Genomic DNA, 17,460 nt, shown 5'->3' with positions numbered 1-17,460 from the left:
TAAACTTTTAAACTCAAAATATGAAATTATCACACTTCCAGTTTAATTTGCCAGAAGAATTATTAGCCGAATTTCCTTCAGAAAACAGAGATGAATCTCGTTTAATGGTGATTCACAGAAAAACAGGTGAAATTGAACATAAGATGTTTAAAGATATTATTGACTATTTTGATGATGGCGATGTAATGGTGCTGAATAATTCTAAGGTTTTTCCTGCTCGTTTATATGGAAATAAAGAAAAAACAGGCGCAAGAATTGAAGTTTTCTTATTAAGAGAATTAAATGCAGAGCAACGTTTGTGGGATGTTTTAGTGGACCCAGCTCGTAAAATTAGAATTGGAAATAAATTATATTTTGGCGATGACGATTCATTAGTTGCCGAAGTTATTGACAATACAACTTCTCGCGGAAGAACACTTCGTTTTTTATATGACGGTTCTTATGAAGAATTTAGAGAAAAATTAATTGAATTAGGGGAAACACCTATACCAAAATATATTAATCGTGAAGTTACTCCAGAAGATGCGGAGCGTTACCAAACTATTTACGCTAAAGAAGAAGGTTCTGTAGCTGCACCAACCGCCGGTTTACATTTTTCAAAGCATTTAATGAAACGTTTGGAAATCAAAGGAATCAATTTTGCTGAAGTTACTCTACACGTAGGATTGGGTACTTTTAATCCAGTTGAAGTAGAAGATTTATCAAAACATAAAATGGATTCTGAAGAAATGGTAGTTACACAAGAAGCGTGTGATATTATCAACGGAGCCAGAACTAAGAAAAATAAAGTTTGTTGTATCGGAACTACTTCTATGCGTGCTATGGAAAGTACAGTTTCTTCAATGCGAACGTTAAATCCATATTCAGGTTGGACAAACAAATTTATATATCCACCCTACGATTTTAGTTTAGCGGATGCGATGGTTTCTAATTTTCATACTCCAAAATCAACGCTTTTAATGATGGTTTCTGCTTTTTGTGGACACGATTTAATGAAAAAAGCATACGAAATTGCCATAAAAGAAAAATACAATTTCTATTCTTATGGTGATGCGATGTTAATTTTATAATCAAATTAAATAATTGATTATCTGAACCTATTCAGTTTCTTAAAATATAAACCCAACATGTAGTTGGGTTTTTTTATATCTTATTTTTTTGTTACTTTTACGCTTTAAAACCTACTAAAAATGAACTTTCAAAATACTAAAGAATTCGCAATAAGCTTAGATGCTCAAGATGAATTAAAATCGTATAAAAACGAATTTTATTTCCCACAACATAACAATCAAAATGTAATTTATTTTACAGGAAACTCATTAGGATTACAACCAAAAATCACCAAAAAATATGTTGATGATATTATGGATGATTGGGCAAATATGGCTGTAGAAGGTCATTTTTATTCAGAAAAACCATGGTGGGATTATCATGAAAGATTTTGCGAACCATTATCAAAAATTGTTGGTGCGAAACCATCAGAAGTTGGTGTGATGAATACATTAACAGTCAATTTACATTTACTTTTAGTTTCTTTTTACCAACCAAAAGGCAAGAGAATTAAAATTTTATGCGAAGAAAAAGCATTTCCTTCAGATCAATATATGTTGCAAAGTCAGGTGAAATTTCACGGTTTTGATCCAGAGGAAGCAATTGTTGAAATCAAAAGAAGAGAAGGTGAATTAACAACCCGTCCAGAAGATATTTTAGCAAAAATTGAAGAATTAGGAGACGAGATAGCACTTGTATTTATTGGAGGAGTAAATTATTACACAGGTCAAGTTTTCGATATGAAAACCATCACAGCAGCCGGACATAAGGCAGGTGCACTTGTAGGTTGGGATTTGGCTCATGCTGCAGGAAATATTGAATTAAATTTACACGATTGGGATATCGATTTTGCCGCGTGGTGTAGTTATAAATATATGAATTCTGGACCAGGAAATGCTTCTGGATATTTTGTACACGAAAAACATCATACCAATAAAGATTTAGATCGATTTGCGGGCTGGTATGGACATAATAAATCCCGTAGATTTTTAATGGAACCAAATTTTGATGCCGTTGAAGGTGCAAATGGTTGGCAAGTTAGTAATTTACCAGTTTTATCTTTAGCACCCTATTTAGCAACTGTCGAAATGTTTGCAGAAGTAGGTATGGAAAAATTAATTGCAAAAAGAAATGTTATTACTTCTTATTTAGAATTTATTTTACATGAAATCGATAAGGAAATTCCACAAGCTAATTTCGAAGTTATCACACCTTCAAATCAATCTGAAAGAGGTTGTCAGCTGTCAGTATATTTACACGGACAAGGCAAAGAATTATTCACTTATTTAATGCAAAATGGAGTAATTACAGATTGGCGTGAGCCTAATGTTATTCGTTTAGCACCCGTCCCATTTTATACGTCTTTTGAAGATATTTATAATTTTGGACAAATTTTGAAAAAAGGAATATTAAAATAGAAATATTGATTTTTGGATAAACCGATTTTCGGATTTTCAGAAAAAATAGATTTACGATATGCATAATTATAAAGAATTAGAGATTTGGAAATTAGGAGTTAAGTTTTGTCCATAGATTTATTTAACAACAAATACATTTCCAAAAGAAGAAAAATTTGGTTTAGTAAGTCAATTAAATAGAGCCGTGGTTTCGGTTCCTTCAAATATTGCAGAAGGTTCTTCGAAATCATCGGATAAGCATTTCATAATTTATTTAGAAAACGCTTTAGGTTCTTGTTATGAAATAGAGACGCAGTTATTAGTTTCATCAGAATTAGGTTATATTTCATCAGATAATTTAATTTTGTTATCTGAAGAATTAACTCAAATTATTAAAATGATCATTAAATTTATAAAATATCTTCAGAATAAAATATAAAATAAAGTCCAAAATCCGAATATCTGAAAATCCAAAAATCCAAACATTTAAAATGAATAAACAACAAAAAATAGAAAATTTCGATCCGTCACAACCTGGCTTAGCAGATGCTACTGTTTTTGGATTGCCATTTACAGCCGAAGAATCTGAAATTATTATTATTCCTGTGCCTTGGGAAGTTACAGTGAGTTATGGAGCCGGTGCCTCTGAAGGTCCTGATGCTATTTTTGATGCTTCTTTTCAAGTTGATTTATTGCATCAAGATTTTCCAGAATTATGGAAACTTGGAATTTATATGGAAGATGCACCTCAAGATTGGGCAAAAAACTCTAAAAAATATAAAAACTTAGCACAACCTATTATTGAAGCTCTTGAAAATGGTGAAGATGTAGAAACGTTTCCTGCTTTAATGGAAGATTTGCATAAAGTCAATACAGCATGCAGAACGCTTCATTCCGAAGTGAAAGAAAAAGTGTTATTTTGGCAAAATAAAGGAAAAAAAGTAGCACTTTTAGGCGGAGATCACAGCACGCCACTTGGTTATTATGAAGCTTTAGCTACACAACATGACAGTTTTGGTATCTTGCATTTAGATGCTCATATGGATTTGCGAGTGGCTTATGAAGGATTCACTTATTCACATGCTTCAATAATGTATAATACGTTACAAATTCCTCAAGTATCAAAAATTGTACAAGTCGGAATTAGAGATTTTTGCGAGCAAGAAGTAAATATAGTCAGAGAAGCTAAAGGTAGAGTTATTGTTCATACAGATGCTGATATGAAAGCAAAAGCGTTTGAAGGACAAACTTGGAAACAACAATGTGAAGAAATTATCTCGCAGCTACCACAAAAGGTCACTATTTCTTTTGATATTGATGGAATGTACCCATGGTATTGTCCAAATACAGGAACGCCTGTTCCGGGTGGTTTTTCATTCGAACAAGCGACTTATTTATTTAACTTATTAGCTAATTCAGGTAAAGAAATAATTGGTTTTGATTTAGTGGAAGTTGCACCAGGAGAAAATGACGATTGGGATGGAAATGTAGGTGCAAGAATGTTATTTCATATGTGCGGAATTCTTGCTAAATCTCAAAAACTGAATGTTGGAAATCGAGTTCAGTTTTAACAATCAATCAAAAACGATTTTTTTTTTAAACTACATAAGTAGTATATAGTATATGTCAAATCAAACACCAAAAAAAATTGCAATAGTAGGTTCCGGATTAGTGGGAACTTTATTAGGAATTTATCTAAGAAAACGAGGTCATACCGTTCATGTGTACGACAGAAGTCCTGATATTCGAAAAATGAATTTTTCAGGACGTTCTATTAATCTTGTTTTGTCAGACAGAGGTGTAAAAGCGTTACGCGATGTTGGTTTGGATCAAGAAGTTTTAAGTATAGGTATTCCGGTTGAAAAACGTGCTATTCATACCGAAAAAGACACCGTAAATGAACAATTTTATGGCAAAGATGGCGAAGTGATTTATTCGCTTTCAAGAGGTCTGTTGAATAAAAAAATGGTCGATTTAGCTGAAAAAGCTGGAGTCGTTTTTTTCTTTGAAGAAAAAGTTTGGGATGTCGATTTGACAACAGCAACGATTTCTATAGGCGATTCTGAAAAAGGCGAGTGGACCACACATGATTATGATATTACTTTTGGTGCCGATGGTGCTTTTTCTCGAATTAGACATAAAATGCAACGTCAAAGTATGTTTAATTATTCGCAAGAATTTTTAAATATTGGCTATAAAGAATTAAATATTCCTGCCAACCCAGATGGCACGCATAAATTAGATAAAAAGTCCTTGCATATTTGGCCTCGAGGTAATTTTATGTTAATGGCTTTGGCTAATTTAGATGGAAGTTTTACTTGCACACTTTTTATGCCGCATGATGGAGAAAATTCATTCGAATCCATTAAAAGCAAGGAGCAATTGGTTGGTTTCTTTGCGAATCACTTTCCAGATACTAAAGAAGTAATTCCAAATTTAGTAGAAGATTTCTTTAAAAACCCAACAAGTTATTTAGTAACCATGAAGTGTTTTCCTTGGACATTTAGTGATAAAGTTGCGCTTATTGGCGATGCTTGTCATGCGATAGTGCCTTTTTATGGTCATGGAATGAATGCGGGCTTTGAAGATATTACCGTTTTAGAGGAAATGTTTGAAAAATATGGCGATGATTGGGCCAATTTATTAAACGATTACGAAAATTCTCGAAAACCAAATGCAGATGCAATTGCCGAACTTTCGTATAGAAACTTTATGGAAATGAGCTCAAAAACAGCAGATGCCAATTTCTTATTACAAAAGAAAATAGAAAAATGGTTTTCAGACAAACACCCTCAATTGTGGGTGCCATTATATTCTCGTGTTACGTTTAGTCACCAACCTTACTCAGAAGCGTTAGCTATTGGAGATAGACAAAATGAAATTATGCAAGAAGTATTGAAAATGGAAAACATTGACCAAATTTGGAACAGTCAAATTGTTGAACATAAGATTATTGATCTTCTAAAAAAGTAATTTTTTTAGTAAAATGAATAAATTAAGCTTCAAATAGTTTTTTTGAAACATAATATTGTTCTGAATTTATTAAAACAAAACGAAATCGGAAAAACTTTACAATCTCTTAACATAAGACGTGTTGTAATTATTTCATTTTTGTTGAATAATTGTTAAATAATCTGAAAAAATATTGAAAATTATCTTACTATATCTCTTTTTTGGTATGATTGTTGCATATTTTCAAAAAGTTAATGTAAATTTTATGAAATTAGTTTTTTTTTCAAATCTAATTCACATAAATTTGCGACTATCAAAAATAAAATTGAAATCAAATAATTAATCAATTCAAACTAAAAATTTTAAAAAAATGGGACAGGATTTAAACGTTTCTGTAGAGAACAAAGGAAACAAAGCAAGTACACTTTTTGCAGCTTTGACTATTGTAATTTGTATAACAATTGGTGCTTTATTATGGAAATTTGTAATGGGAGCGCCAGCAAACTTTATTAAAGGTGATCCAGCAGGACAACCTTTACCAGGAAACTATTTAGGTATGGTTTATAAAGGAGGTATGATTGTTCCTGTGTTAATGGGATTATTGTTAATGACTATTGTTTTCTCTGTAGAAAGATTTATCGTTTTGACTAAAGCAGCTGGAAAAGGAAATTTAGATAACTTCGTAAAAGATGTTTTGTCTCAAATTAAAACTGGAGATGTTCAAGGTGCTATTGCGGCTTGTGATGCTCAAGAAGGATCTGTTGCCAACGTTATCAAAGCTGGTTTATTAAAATCTGAGCAAGTTAAAAAAGACGGATTAGATGTAGATGCTGCTACAGAAAATATTACTAAAGAAGTAGAACAAGCTACATCATTAGAAATGCCAATGTTAGAAAAACATATGACTATTATTTCTACTTTAGTATCAATTGGTACCTTATTAGGTTTATTAGGAACGGTATCTGGTATGATTAAAGCATTCGCTGGATTAGCAGAAGGTACTCCAGACCAAGCAGAATTAGCAAATGGTATTTCTGAGGCGTTAATTAATACGGCTACAGGTATTGGTACTTCTACTTTAGCTGTTATTGCTTACAACTATTTTACTTCAAAAATTGATACTTTAACTTATTTTATTGACGAAGCTGGTTTCGCAATTTCTCAAGCTTACAAAAGAGCTAAAGGAAGCAACTAAGATTTCATAAAATATTATTAAGTTAAAATAAAGTAAAATGGCAAATATAAAAACATCTAAAAAAAGCACAAGAATAGACATGACGGCCATGTGTGACGTTGCGTTTTTGTTATTGTCCTTTTTTATCATGACAGCAACATCAAAAGTACCTGAGCCTAAGCCAGTAGATACACCTGCGTCAACCATAAAAGCTAAATTGCCAGAAAGAAATTTATTTACTATTACAGTTGGTGATAGTGCAGTATATATTGGAATGTCTGATAGAGAAACCAGAATTGCTGCTTTAGAAGCCATGTCGTTAAAATATGACATTGCTTTTACACCACAAGAAATAAATGAGTTTTCTTTATTAGATTCATTTGGTGTGCCTTTAGAGCAATTAAAGTCATTATTAGCTTTAAAAAACGCTGAAAGAAACAAACCAGGTACGCAATCGGGTATTCCATATAAAGGAGATATTTCTGAAAATGAATTGTCTTACTGGATTTATTATTCAAATGCAGCAGTTGTTATGGAACAACAAGCTAAAGGTGTAGAGAAAATCAAGGAAATTGAGGTAGCTATAAAAGGTAGTTCTAAAGAAAAATATCCAGTTGTTAAAAATGTTTTTGATATCCTTCAAAAGCAAAACATGAATGATTTTTATTTAGTAACTTCTCTAAGAGATGAAGATTTTTAATTAAAATAAAAAAATAACATGGCAGAATTAAATACCGGTGGCGGTGGCGGTAAAGGCGGTAAAGTAAGAAGTAAAAAATCGAATCCAGGTGTTGATTTAACAGCGATGGTTGATTTAGCTTTCTTGTTAATTACTTTCTTTATCCTAACAACCACATTATCTAAGCCACAATCTATGGATTTAGCTTTACCAGATAATACGAAACAGGATGATCCTAACCCACCAGAAACTCCAGCTTTCAGAACATTAACTGTTGTTTTAGGAAAAAATGATAAGTTAGTGTATTATATAGGACTTACAGATGCGCCTTACATGGAAGATGGAATTAATGGTAAACCTAAGTTAGAAAACTATGGTGGTAAAGGGATTAGGAAAGCACTAATTGCTCATAAAAAGTTTGTAATGGATCGTATTGAAGATCCTAAAAAACAAGGGATGACTGTTCTTATTAAAGCAAGTAAATCGGCAAACTATAAAAATTTAGTTGACATTCTAGATGAAATGGCAATAGTAAAACCGTTTTCTTATTCAATTGTTGATGTAACTCCAGGCGATTTAAAAATGCTTGAAGACAATAAAATTAAATAACATAACTTTAAATATATAAAAATGAGTGAAATTCAAAACATTAGCGAAGCTAGTTTACTTGACAATATATTCGAAGGACGTAATAAAAGTTATGGAGCATACGAATTAAGAACAAATAGTTCGAAGAGAACCGTTTTAGCATTAATTATATCTTCAATATTTTTTATAACCACAGTTTTTGCACTTTATCTTTCAATGAAAAGTAAAGACAAAGAAGAGGTTAAAATTACTAAGGTAGAACTTAAGAAAGTGAAAACTCCAATTAAAAAGGAGGAAAAGAAAATTTTAGAACAAAAAAAGGTGGAACCTATTAAAAAGGTGAAATCTGTGGTTGACATTGTAAAAAATGTTCCGCCGGTTGTTGTAAATAAGAAAACTGTTGAAAATGAAATTCCTCCAGTTGAACCAGATAAAAAATCAGGTTCAGAAACAGCTAAAGGGGATGCAAATGCAAGTCTTGAAAAAACTGGTGAATTAGCGCAAGAAGAACAAAAAGGAGATGATACAGATTACAATCAAATTTTTACTTCGGTTCAAGTTCAGGCATCACCTCCAGGGGGTATGAATGCTTTTAGAAAACAAATTGCAAGTTCATTCCGTTTACCAGATGTAGACGAAACTACTACTGGTACGGTTATTGCTAAATTTGTAGTTTGGGACGATGGATCAATTAGAGATATCCAAATTGTAAAAGAAAGTCCTGCTGGATTAGGTTTAGCAAAAGAGGCAACAAGAATCTTAAATAAATCGCCAAAATGGACACCAGGTATATATAATGGTAGAAGCGTAAAACAATACTATACATTACCTATTTCAATTCAGATTACAGCAAACGAATAATATGAATTGGTTAAATAATTTAAAACAGAAATCGCCCAAACAGCGATTTCTGTTTATTTTAGGACTTTTAATATTTTGCTTTTATTTAGTTTTGGCCTATTTGGTTACTTTTTGGGATAATTTTCCTTTAGAAGTAGCTATGACAAGAAGAAGAATATTTGGAGGCTTATTAGTTTTATACGCAAGTTTCAGATTTTACAGATTAATAAAAAAAGAAGAGGAATAAGATGAAAAATATTTTTAAAATACTTTTGTTTTTAAATTTGGCAGTTGGTTTTGGACAGAACAATGACGCACCAAAAGAAGATGCAATATTGATTAAAGATAAAAAACCAACAATAGCTAAAGATTCTACACAGAATAATTATAATTTAATTTTCACATCTGTAGATAATATTGCTATTCCACCAGGTGGTATGAATGAGTTTAGAAAATATGTTGGACAATCCTTTAGATTACCTGAAGTTAATAAAACTACAATTGGTAAAGTTACTACAAAGTTTACTGTTTGCAACGATGGTTCAATTTGTGATATTCAAGTAATTAATGAAAGTCCTGCAGACTTAGGTTTAGGTGATGAAGTTAAAAGAATATTAAATAAATCGGGTAATTGGAAGCCAGCTCAAAAAAATGAAACAGCTGTGAGTTCTTATTATACATTGCCAATAGCTATTCAAATTACATCTTCGGATATTCCTCAACCGGCAGTTAAAGAAAATAACTCAACTTCAAAAAAAGACTAACACAATGAAAAAAATAATTTTCATATTTGCAGTTATAGTTTTAGTAATTTTCTCTTGTAAAAAATCTGAAAATAGTACTGAAGACGAATCTTATGTAAAAGGAAAAGCTGAAATTTATGTAGATGAATCTTTATTGCCAATTGTGGAAGATCAAGAAATGGTTTTTGAAAGTAAATATCAAAAAGCTGACATTACGCTTATTCCAAAATCAGATTCGGATATAGTAAATTTAGTATTACAACGTAAAATTGATATTGCCGTTCTTTCACACGAATTGACTAAATCGCAAGAAGACAAATTAAAAGCTATTGATGTAATTGGTAAAAATACACCTTTTTGTTCAGATGCTATTGCACTAGTGGTAAATCAAAAATCTTCAAAAACTGCAATTACAGTATCTGAAGTTTTTGATATATTGAAAGGCAAAAATTCGGAAGTTCAATTTGTGTTTGATAATCAAAATTCAAGTACATTAAGTTATTTAATGAATAAAGCGAATGTTAAATCATTGTCAAAAAATATAACGGCATTAAATAATAATTTAGAAGTTATTAAATTTGTTTCCGAAAACAGTAATTCAATAGGTTTCGTTGGAGTAAATTGGCTCCTGAATCCTTCAATTGAATTGGAAAATACAATAAAAAATGTTAAAGTTTTAGCTGTTGGCGAAAGCATACAAAAAGCAGTAAAACCTACTCAGTCATATATTGAAACAAAAGAATATCCATTTACACGAAAAATATATTTGTTAAATTATCAGGGTAGAACAGGTTTAGGCATGGGATTTGCTTCTTTTGTAAAAAGCGAGGTTGGTCAGCGTATCATTCTTAAATCAGGATTAGCACCAGTAAAAATACCAACCCGAGAAATAAGAATTGTAAAAAGTAATAAAAAGAAATAAAAAAGAAGAAATGAGAACAATTATTTTATCAAGTTTTGTCACTATTTTATCTGCAGTTGCAGTAAATGCTCAAGATATAGAGCAAGTTAAAAAAACTATCGATGCCGAAAAATTTTCAGAAGCTAGAAAATCATTAAAGTCAATGGTTGAAACAACGCCAGATAAAGGTAAAAATTACTTTTATCTTGGTCAAGTATATTTGGCGTTAGAAAAACAAGATTCGGCAAAAGTATATTTTGAAAAAGGTAAAGTAGCTAAAGATGCAGGACATTTAAATTTAATTGGTTTAGGACAATTAAATTTATTAGAAGGTAATTCTTCTGCAGCAGAAACTAATTTTGCTTCTGCATTAGCAATAGCAAAAAAGAAAAATACGGAAGAACAAATTTTCATTACACAAGCTTATTTAAAAGCAACTAACCCAGATGTTTCAAAAGCATTAGCAGCTGCAAAATTAGCTGTAGCAAGTGATCCAAAATCGGCATTAGCGCAAATTGCTTTGGGAGATGCTTTAGTAGCAAACAAAAATGTTAATGATGCATATGTAGCATACAGAACAGCTGGAGAATTAGATAAAACGTCATTAAGAGCACCTTTGCAATTGGCAATTATCACAAGAAATGCGCAAGCGTTTCCAGAAGCATTAAAAGCATTCAATGATATATTGGCAATTAATCCAAGTTACGGACCAGCTTTTCGTGAAAAAGCAGAAACTAATTTAGCTTGGGCGTATGCAAAAAAATCGCTTTTTGAAGAAAAAATTGCTGCTGCTTTAGAAGATTATAAAAAGTATATGAGTTTAACAGATGTTTCTACAGATGCTAAAATAAAATATGCTGATTTCTTAATCTTATCAAAAAAATGGAAAGAATTAGAAGCGGAAGCTTTGGCAATTCAAAAATTAGATAAAGTAAATCCAAAAGTATTTAAATATTTAGGATATGCTTATTCTGAAAACGGGAATCCAGATGGAGCTATTAAATCATTAACTGATTATATGACAAAAGTTGATGCTAAAAAAATTAATGGTAAAGATTATTTGTATTTAGCAAAAGCAAAATTAGCTACTTCAATGGACGATAAAGGTATTATTTCTAATCAAGCGAAATTTTCAGAAGCCATTTCAGATTTAACAAAAGCAGCAGAATTAAATCCAAATTTAAATACAGAATTTACTGAAATTGGTATTAAATTATATTCTGGAAAAGCCTATTTAGAAGCTGCAAAATTATTTGAATTAGCAGTTAAAAACACAAATTCAAAAAGTTACAGCCGCGATAATTTTTTATTAGGAAATTCAATTTTGTTCTATGCTGAAAGTAAAACAGCCGCTCAAAAAGCAACATTAACTGCGGAATTTGTAAAAGCTAATAACGCATATGCAGAAGCAATTAGAATTTCTCCAAACACACAAGATGTTTATTTTTACAAAGGACAATTAAACAGAGTAATTGGAACTCCAGAAGCAAATGCACAAGCTGTTTTAGATTATGAAGGATATGTGAAAACAGTAACTGCAAAAGGAGAAACAGAAATGGCTAAAGCAGCAGTTAAAGAAAATTTATTTGAAACCTATTCATTTATTGGAGCAAATTACGCCACTACAGATAAAGCTAAAGCGATAGAAAATTTCAAAAAAGCTGCCGAAATTAATCCAAACGATGTTTTCGTAAAAGAATCTTTACAAGCATTAAATAAATAAAAAACACAATTAAAATTATTAAAACCGATAGCGAAAGTTATCGGTTTTTTTATGCACTATTTTCAACTCATAAACTTTTACCTTTTACCCTTTACCTTTTACCCTAAATAAATTACCTTTGCACTCAATAAATAATTTATGCTTAACAAAGACACTCAAATATTAGTAGACAAAGGCGAAATGCTTCCTTTAATGGAAGAGTTTTATACCATACAAGGCGAAGGGTTTCATACCGGAACTGCAGCCTACTTTATTCGTTTGGGCGGTTGTGATGTGGGATGTCATTGGTGTGATGTTAAAGAAAGTTGGAATGCAGATTTACATCCTCCAACAGCTGTAGAAAAAATAGTTTCGAATGCAAAATCTTATGCAGAAACCATTGTAATTACTGGAGGTGAACCCCTAACTTGGGATATGAATCCAATAACATCACAATTAAAAAACGCAGGATTAAATGTTCATATTGAAACTTCTGGAGCTTACGAGGTAACAGGAACTTGGGATTGGTTTTGTTTGTCGCCTAAAAAAAATAAACTACCTGTAGGATCTGCTTACGCAATTGCAAACGAGTTAAAAGTGATTATTCATAACAAACACGATTTTATTTTTGCTGAAGAACAAGCAGAAAAAACAAATAAAAATGCCATTTTATTTTTACAACCCGAATGGAGCAAAAAAGAAGAAATGACACCGTTAATTGTAGAGTATGTTATGAACAACCCAAAATGGCGAGTGTCTTTACAAACTCATAAATATTTGAATATACCGTAATAAATTCCAATATTAAAAATTCCAAATCCCAAAATTGAAACTTAAATTATTTACAATTTTTCAACACGGATTAAACAGATTTTTAAAATTTATTTGATCTGTGTTACAAAAAATAGATTTTGTGTTTTTTGGGATTTTAAATATTGGAATTTGGAATTTAATTTTTGGAATTTAAATTGAAAGTTTTGCCAAATAATCAAAATGTTCACCTTCTAAAAGTAATTCGCATTTTAAACCATTTGCAATTGCTGCATTTTGAAGTGTGTTGTAATCCAAATACAACCAAGGAAAAGTGTCTTCTGTTTCGCCTTTATATTGCACCGTAAAAGTCAATTCGCCATAATATCCTTCAGCTGGAATACTATAAGCACCATCCTCATCTTGATCGTACATATAAATTAGATCTGAAGAATCTATTAAAATTTGTCCGTCTTTATTTAATAACGATTTTAATTTCTGTAAATACTTCGCCGTTTCATTCAAGGTGCCGAAAATCCCAGATCCATTCATCAAAAGAAGAATCGTATCGAATTTATTTTTTACATCTAAATCTAAAATATTGGCAACTTTCACATTTTCTATGCCACGAAGTTGACATGCTCTCACAGCATTTTCAGAAATGTCAATGGCAGTAACATCTAAATTCCTTTCGTTTTGTAATGCTAAAGTATGACTTCCAGCACCACATCCTACATCTAAAACGCTACCTTTTGCTAATTGTAATGCTTTTTGTTCCAATTTTGGCATTTCATTATAGGTTCTAAACAAATAAGAAACAGGCATTTCATCTGCTTCAGAAATTGAAGTTTCAGTGATTAAATCTTCTGGTGAATTATTCGTTTGGTAATCTAATATGGCTTTTCCAAAAAGGTCTTTCATCGTTATATTTCAAAATTCAACATTCGTTATTCTTAAATCTATATTCAAAATCGTAACTTTGTAGTTCATTCAGACAAATTAATAATGAAGCCATCGTTAAACGAAATTCAAAAGTTAGCCAAAGATACACATATTGAAACTAAAAAATATTTCGATAAGTTAAAAAAACGGGTACCAAAAAATTTAGATTATGTAATGCAAGATTTACACGATGCCGAATTTAAAAAAACCGCCTGTCTCGATTGTGCGAATTGTTGTAAAACTACTGGGCCATTATTTACAGATGCTGATGTGGAACGCATTGCAAAACATTTTAAGCAAAAGCCACAACAATTTATCAGTCAGTTTTTACGAGTAGACGAAGACAATGATTATGTATTGAAATCAGTGCCGTGTACGTTTTTAGAATCGGACAATAAATGTTTTATTTACGATGTTCGCCCAAAAGCGTGTAGAGAATTTCCGCATACCGATAGAAAAAAGTTCAATCAAATTACGGATTTAACTTTACTAAACGTAGCGATTTGTCCAGCAGCGTTTAATATTGTTGAGAAAATGAAAGTGAAAATGCCTTTATAAATTAATTGTAAATCAAATAGTGTTTTCTCATTTCTTTAAAAGCATTCAAATCAACTTCCCAACTTTTTCTAATGTCCTTTTCAGAAACGCCTTCAATTATTTGCTCTTGAAGTTTTTTAGTTCCAGCCAATTTGGTAAAAAAATCATTAAAAAAGACAGTTTTATCAGAAGTATTGGCATATGTTTTTATTAGCCATTTCAACTCTAAACGACTCACTTTTTTGATTTTAGACAAATCTTCTCCATAACATAAAATGTCTTTATGCATCGGTTCTTTTGCACCAAAATTCGGAATAGGAGTAAATGAAAAATCTGTTTTAAGTAAAAATGGCGAGCCATATATTTGAAATTGTTTTTCCGTACCTCTTCCCACACTAACATTAGTGCCTTCAAAAAAGCACAAACTCGCATATAAATTTATAGATTGATCATTTGGTAAATTTGGCGAGGGTTTTACGGGTAAACTATACGGCATATCTCTTTTGTAATTGGTACAAGGAATTACGGTTAAATTACACGTCACACCATTTGCTAACCATTTTTCTCCATTAATCATTTTTGCATATTCACCAATAGTCATCCCGTGTAATACCGGAATGGTATGCATTCCTACAAAGCTTTTGTGTTCCATTTCTAAAACAGGTCCATCTACTATAGTGCCATTTGGGTTAGGTCTGTCAAAGACCAATAGAGCAATATTATTTTCAGCACAAGCTTCCATAACATAATGCAGCGTTGAAATATAAGTGTAAAATCTTGCTCCTACATCTTGAATGTCAAAAATCATAATTTCAATATCTGCTAATTGCTCGGGTTTAGGCTTTTTATTATTTCCATATAACGAAATAATAGGTAAATTGGTTTTGATGTCTTTCCCGTCTTTAATTACTTCCCCAGCATCAGCAGTTCCTCTAAATCCGTGTTCTGGAGCGTAGATTTTTTGTAAATCAACTTTATTCTCTAAAAGAAAATCAACCAAGTGTTTTTTGTTTTCAACAATTCCAGTCGGATTCGTAACAATTCCAATTTTTTTATTCGCCAATAATGGTAAATATGCAGTATAGTTTTCGGCACCTGTTTTTAGGGCTAAGTTTTTGAATTTTTGGCTTGTTGTTTCAGTTACTATTGTTTTCGACTTTTGACTTTCAACTTTCGACTTTTTCACAGATGAACATCCAAAAGAAAATAATAGTATTAAAATAAATAAAAACGTATTTTTGAACTCAAATTTCATAAGTATATATTTTGAATTTAGAATATTTTATTGCGAAACGACTTATTGTTTCAAAAAGTTATAAAAGTAGTGTTTCTTCACCAATTATAAAAATTGCTATTTGGGCTATTGCTTTAAGTATTTTTATGATGGTACTCTCAGTTGCAACAGGTATTGGTTTACAGCAAAAAATCCGTGAAAAAATCGCGGCGTTTAACGGGCATATCATCGTTTCAAATTTTGATGACAACCAATCTCAAGTAACTGCAGAACCCTTCGATTCTAAAATATTACCCATTTCTCAATTAAGAAAAAATAAATACATTACTCACGTGCAGCCCATAATTACAAAAGGTGCATTAATTAGAACTAAAACGGATGTTGAAGGTGTCGTTTTTAAAGGAGTAGACAACACTTATCAGTGGAATAATTTGGAAGATTTTTTAGTCGAAGGAAAAATCCCTACTTATAAAGAAGACGATATCAATCAAGTATTGATTTCTCAATTTTTAGCCAACCGATTAAAATTAAAAGTTGGAAATTCGTTTACTACCTTTTTTATGAAAACACAAGGTAAATTACCAAGTGTTCGAAAGTTTACCATTTCTGGAATTTATAACTCTGGTTTTCAAGAATTCGATTCATCCTATATAATAGGTAATATACAACATTTACAACGCATCAATAAATGGAAACCATCTCAATTTGGAGCCTATGAAATTTTTATTGACGATTTTTCAAAATTAGACGAACGCGCCCAAGAAATATACAAAACCATACCGCCAACATTTAACAGTGTATCCATTTCCGAAAAATATTTCAGTATTTTCGAATGGCTAAAGCTTTTCGATTTCAATATTTTAGTCATTTTAATAATAATGATTGCCGTTGCAACCATAAATATGGTGGTGGCACTTTTGGTTTTAATTCTCGAACGTACCCAACTAATTGGAATGTTAAAAGCACTTGGCGCTAACAATTGGTCCATTCGAAAAATATTTTTATACAACGCAGCCCACTTAATTTCAAGAGGCTTGCTTTGGGGAAATGGAACTGCAATTATATTATTGTTTATCCAAAAGAAGTTTGAAATCATCACGCTTAATCCGGAAAGTTACTATGTTTCATCGGCTCCGGTTGATATTAATTTTCTGTATATCGCACTTTTAAATGCAGGAACTATTCTAATTTGCGTCTTGATTTTATTAATTCCATCTTACCTAATTACAAAAATATCTCCAATTAAAGCGTTGAAGTTTTTTTAGCAGCTCTTTCCGGCTCTTTGCTATATCTTTTTGCCTAGTGGTCTTTGATAATAAGTCCACTATACAAAAAGGATGCCGCTACGATCCGGGCTAGGGCTTTGTTTTTTCAGTTGAATTTCCTCATTCAACTTTTTTATCAAGAATTCTTGCTATGTAACTTATTGTGCTTTGCCAGAAGGCCTCGGAACTTGGTGATGACATCAAAGAAAGGAGCCTTGTCTCCATTTATAAATATGGTAGGTGTGGTGACCTGAGAAGGGATGTAAATGTTCTTGTTTGCACCTGGCGGCGGCATGGCTTTCGTCAAGCGGGCGATTTTCACACCCAATTCTTGGGTAGTCGTGTTGTCCAGTACCTCCAGATACACAGCATGAAGCGCCGTGGTAAGTTCCAGTCCCTCCCATTTGTCATAAATGGTCGCATCAACCCCCAGCAGATTGTACAGCAACATACTCATTGCTGGCGTAATGGAAACAGATCGTCTTTTAAGTTGGGAATCCTCGTCCACAAAAGAGATTGTTGTCTCCCCGCCCACACCGGATGATGTTTCCACATGCAAGTCCACCACGCCTTGGGCCTCTCTTTTGATCTTGTCTTGGTCTTCTTTCTTTAGTGTCAAGAGTGTGTTGAATTCGGGAAAATGAGGTGCCGTGGGTTTATTGTCCAGGTTGAGTTCATGAAGCACGGCATAGGCCAACGCCTTCTG

The 17,460-nt window shown here is 31.9% G+C and carries 19 protein-coding genes; 16 read left to right on the top strand and 3 right to left on the bottom strand.

What is annotated here, in order from left to right; all coding sequences use genetic code 11:
* The first annotated feature begins 20 nt into the window (after positions 1 to 20).
* The 14 genes from queA to ABWO04_RS05165 all read left to right on the top strand — a co-directional run bounded on the left by queA (position 21) and on the right by ABWO04_RS05165 (position 12,818).
* A complete protein-coding gene (queA, locus tag ABWO04_RS05230; RefSeq protein ID WP_353077972.1) occupies positions 21 to 1,070 on the top strand; it encodes a tRNA preQ1(34) S-adenosylmethionine ribosyltransferase-isomerase QueA in 1,050 nt (349 codons plus the stop codon).
* A gap of 120 nt (positions 1,071 to 1,190) precedes the next feature.
* Entirely contained in the window at positions 1,191 to 2,468 is a 1,278-nt protein-coding gene (gene kynU, locus ABWO04_RS05225; protein ID WP_353077970.1) for a kynureninase, read from the top strand.
* A gap of 115 nt (positions 2,469 to 2,583) precedes the next feature.
* Positions 2,584 to 2,886, top strand: a complete 303-nt coding sequence (locus ABWO04_RS05220) for a four helix bundle protein (RefSeq protein WP_353077974.1) — start codon at positions 2,584 to 2,586, stop codon at positions 2,884 to 2,886.
* A gap of 52 nt (positions 2,887 to 2,938) precedes the next feature.
* Positions 2,939 to 4,018 carry an agmatinase family protein gene (locus tag ABWO04_RS05215; protein WP_353077968.1) on the top strand — a complete coding sequence of 360 codons (1,080 nt, stop codon included), beginning with the start codon at positions 2,939 to 2,941 and terminating at the stop codon, positions 4,016 to 4,018.
* A 52-nt stretch (positions 4,019 to 4,070) separates the two neighbouring features.
* Positions 4,071 to 5,420, top strand: coding sequence for an FAD-dependent oxidoreductase (locus ABWO04_RS05210; RefSeq protein ID WP_353077966.1), 1,350 nt, complete (start codon positions 4,071 to 4,073; stop codon positions 5,418 to 5,420).
* 349 nt (positions 5,421 to 5,769) lie between these two features.
* Positions 5,770 to 6,594 (top strand): MotA/TolQ/ExbB proton channel family protein, encoded by an 825-nt coding sequence (locus ABWO04_RS05205; protein ID WP_353077964.1) that lies wholly within the window; start codon positions 5,770 to 5,772, stop codon positions 6,592 to 6,594.
* A gap of 37 nt (positions 6,595 to 6,631) precedes the next feature.
* The gene (locus ABWO04_RS05200) at positions 6,632 to 7,273 is read left to right on the top strand and encodes an ExbD/TolR family protein (RefSeq protein WP_353077962.1); all 642 of its coding nucleotides are present in this window, start codon (positions 6,632 to 6,634) and stop codon (positions 7,271 to 7,273) included.
* A gap of 18 nt (positions 7,274 to 7,291) precedes the next feature.
* Entirely contained in the window at positions 7,292 to 7,861 is a 570-nt protein-coding gene (locus ABWO04_RS05195; protein WP_353077960.1) for an ExbD/TolR family protein, read from the top strand.
* 21 nt (positions 7,862 to 7,882) lie between these two features.
* The gene (locus tag ABWO04_RS05190) at positions 7,883 to 8,701 is read left to right on the top strand and encodes an energy transducer TonB (protein ID WP_353077959.1); all 819 of its coding nucleotides are present in this window, start codon (positions 7,883 to 7,885) and stop codon (positions 8,699 to 8,701) included.
* Between the two features lies 1 nt (position 8,702).
* The gene (locus ABWO04_RS05185) at positions 8,703 to 8,927 is read left to right on the top strand and encodes a hypothetical protein (RefSeq protein ID WP_353077958.1); all 225 of its coding nucleotides are present in this window, start codon (positions 8,703 to 8,705) and stop codon (positions 8,925 to 8,927) included.
* Between the two features lies 1 nt (position 8,928).
* The gene (locus ABWO04_RS05180; protein WP_353077956.1) at positions 8,929 to 9,444 is read left to right on the top strand and encodes an energy transducer TonB; all 516 of its coding nucleotides are present in this window, start codon (positions 8,929 to 8,931) and stop codon (positions 9,442 to 9,444) included.
* Positions 9,445 to 9,448: 4 nt separating this feature from the next.
* Positions 9,449 to 10,345 (top strand): PstS family phosphate ABC transporter substrate-binding protein, encoded by an 897-nt coding sequence (locus tag ABWO04_RS05175; protein WP_353077954.1) that lies wholly within the window; start codon positions 9,449 to 9,451, stop codon positions 10,343 to 10,345.
* Between the two features lie 10 nt (positions 10,346 to 10,355).
* Positions 10,356 to 12,047, top strand: a complete 1,692-nt coding sequence (locus tag ABWO04_RS05170) for a tetratricopeptide repeat protein (protein WP_353077952.1) — start codon at positions 10,356 to 10,358, stop codon at positions 12,045 to 12,047.
* A gap of 138 nt (positions 12,048 to 12,185) precedes the next feature.
* On the top strand, positions 12,186 to 12,818 hold the full coding sequence (locus ABWO04_RS05165) for a 7-carboxy-7-deazaguanine synthase QueE (protein ID WP_353077950.1): 633 nt from the start codon (positions 12,186 to 12,188) through the stop codon (positions 12,816 to 12,818).
* Between the two features lie 171 nt (positions 12,819 to 12,989).
* Here the strand turns inward: ABWO04_RS05165 and ABWO04_RS05160 are convergent, their stop codons facing one another.
* On the bottom strand, positions 12,990 to 13,697 hold the full coding sequence (locus ABWO04_RS05160) for a class I SAM-dependent methyltransferase (protein ID WP_353077949.1): 708 nt from the start codon (positions 13,695 to 13,697) through the stop codon (positions 12,990 to 12,992).
* A gap of 84 nt (positions 13,698 to 13,781) precedes the next feature.
* On the opposite strand from ABWO04_RS05160, the gene ABWO04_RS05155 reads away from it, so the two are divergent.
* Positions 13,782 to 14,276, top strand: coding sequence for a YkgJ family cysteine cluster protein (locus tag ABWO04_RS05155; RefSeq protein ID WP_353077947.1), 495 nt, complete (start codon positions 13,782 to 13,784; stop codon positions 14,274 to 14,276).
* 1 nt (position 14,277) lies between these two features.
* Here the strand turns inward: ABWO04_RS05155 and ABWO04_RS05150 are convergent, their stop codons facing one another.
* On the bottom strand, positions 14,278 to 15,510 hold the full coding sequence (locus ABWO04_RS05150) for an exo-beta-N-acetylmuramidase NamZ family protein (protein ID WP_353077945.1): 1,233 nt from the start codon (positions 15,508 to 15,510) through the stop codon (positions 14,278 to 14,280).
* 11 nt (positions 15,511 to 15,521) lie between these two features.
* Here ABWO04_RS05150 and ABWO04_RS05145 point away from each other — a divergent pair, with 11 nt between their 5' ends.
* Positions 15,522 to 16,754 (top strand): ABC transporter permease, encoded by a 1,233-nt coding sequence (locus ABWO04_RS05145; RefSeq protein ID WP_353077943.1) that lies wholly within the window; start codon positions 15,522 to 15,524, stop codon positions 16,752 to 16,754.
* A 136-nt stretch (positions 16,755 to 16,890) separates the two neighbouring features.
* On the opposite strand, the gene ABWO04_RS05140 is transcribed toward ABWO04_RS05145, so the two are convergent.
* Positions 16,891 to 17,460: hypothetical protein (locus ABWO04_RS05140; RefSeq protein WP_353077941.1), on the bottom strand; the 570-nt coding region annotated here is incomplete at its 5' end.

Origin of the sequence: Flavobacterium sp. (assembly GCF_040382755.1) — a bacterium.
Classification (GTDB): domain Bacteria; phylum Bacteroidota; class Bacteroidia; order Flavobacteriales; family Flavobacteriaceae; genus Flavobacterium.
This window is presented reverse-complemented; position numbering and strand designations above follow the sequence as displayed.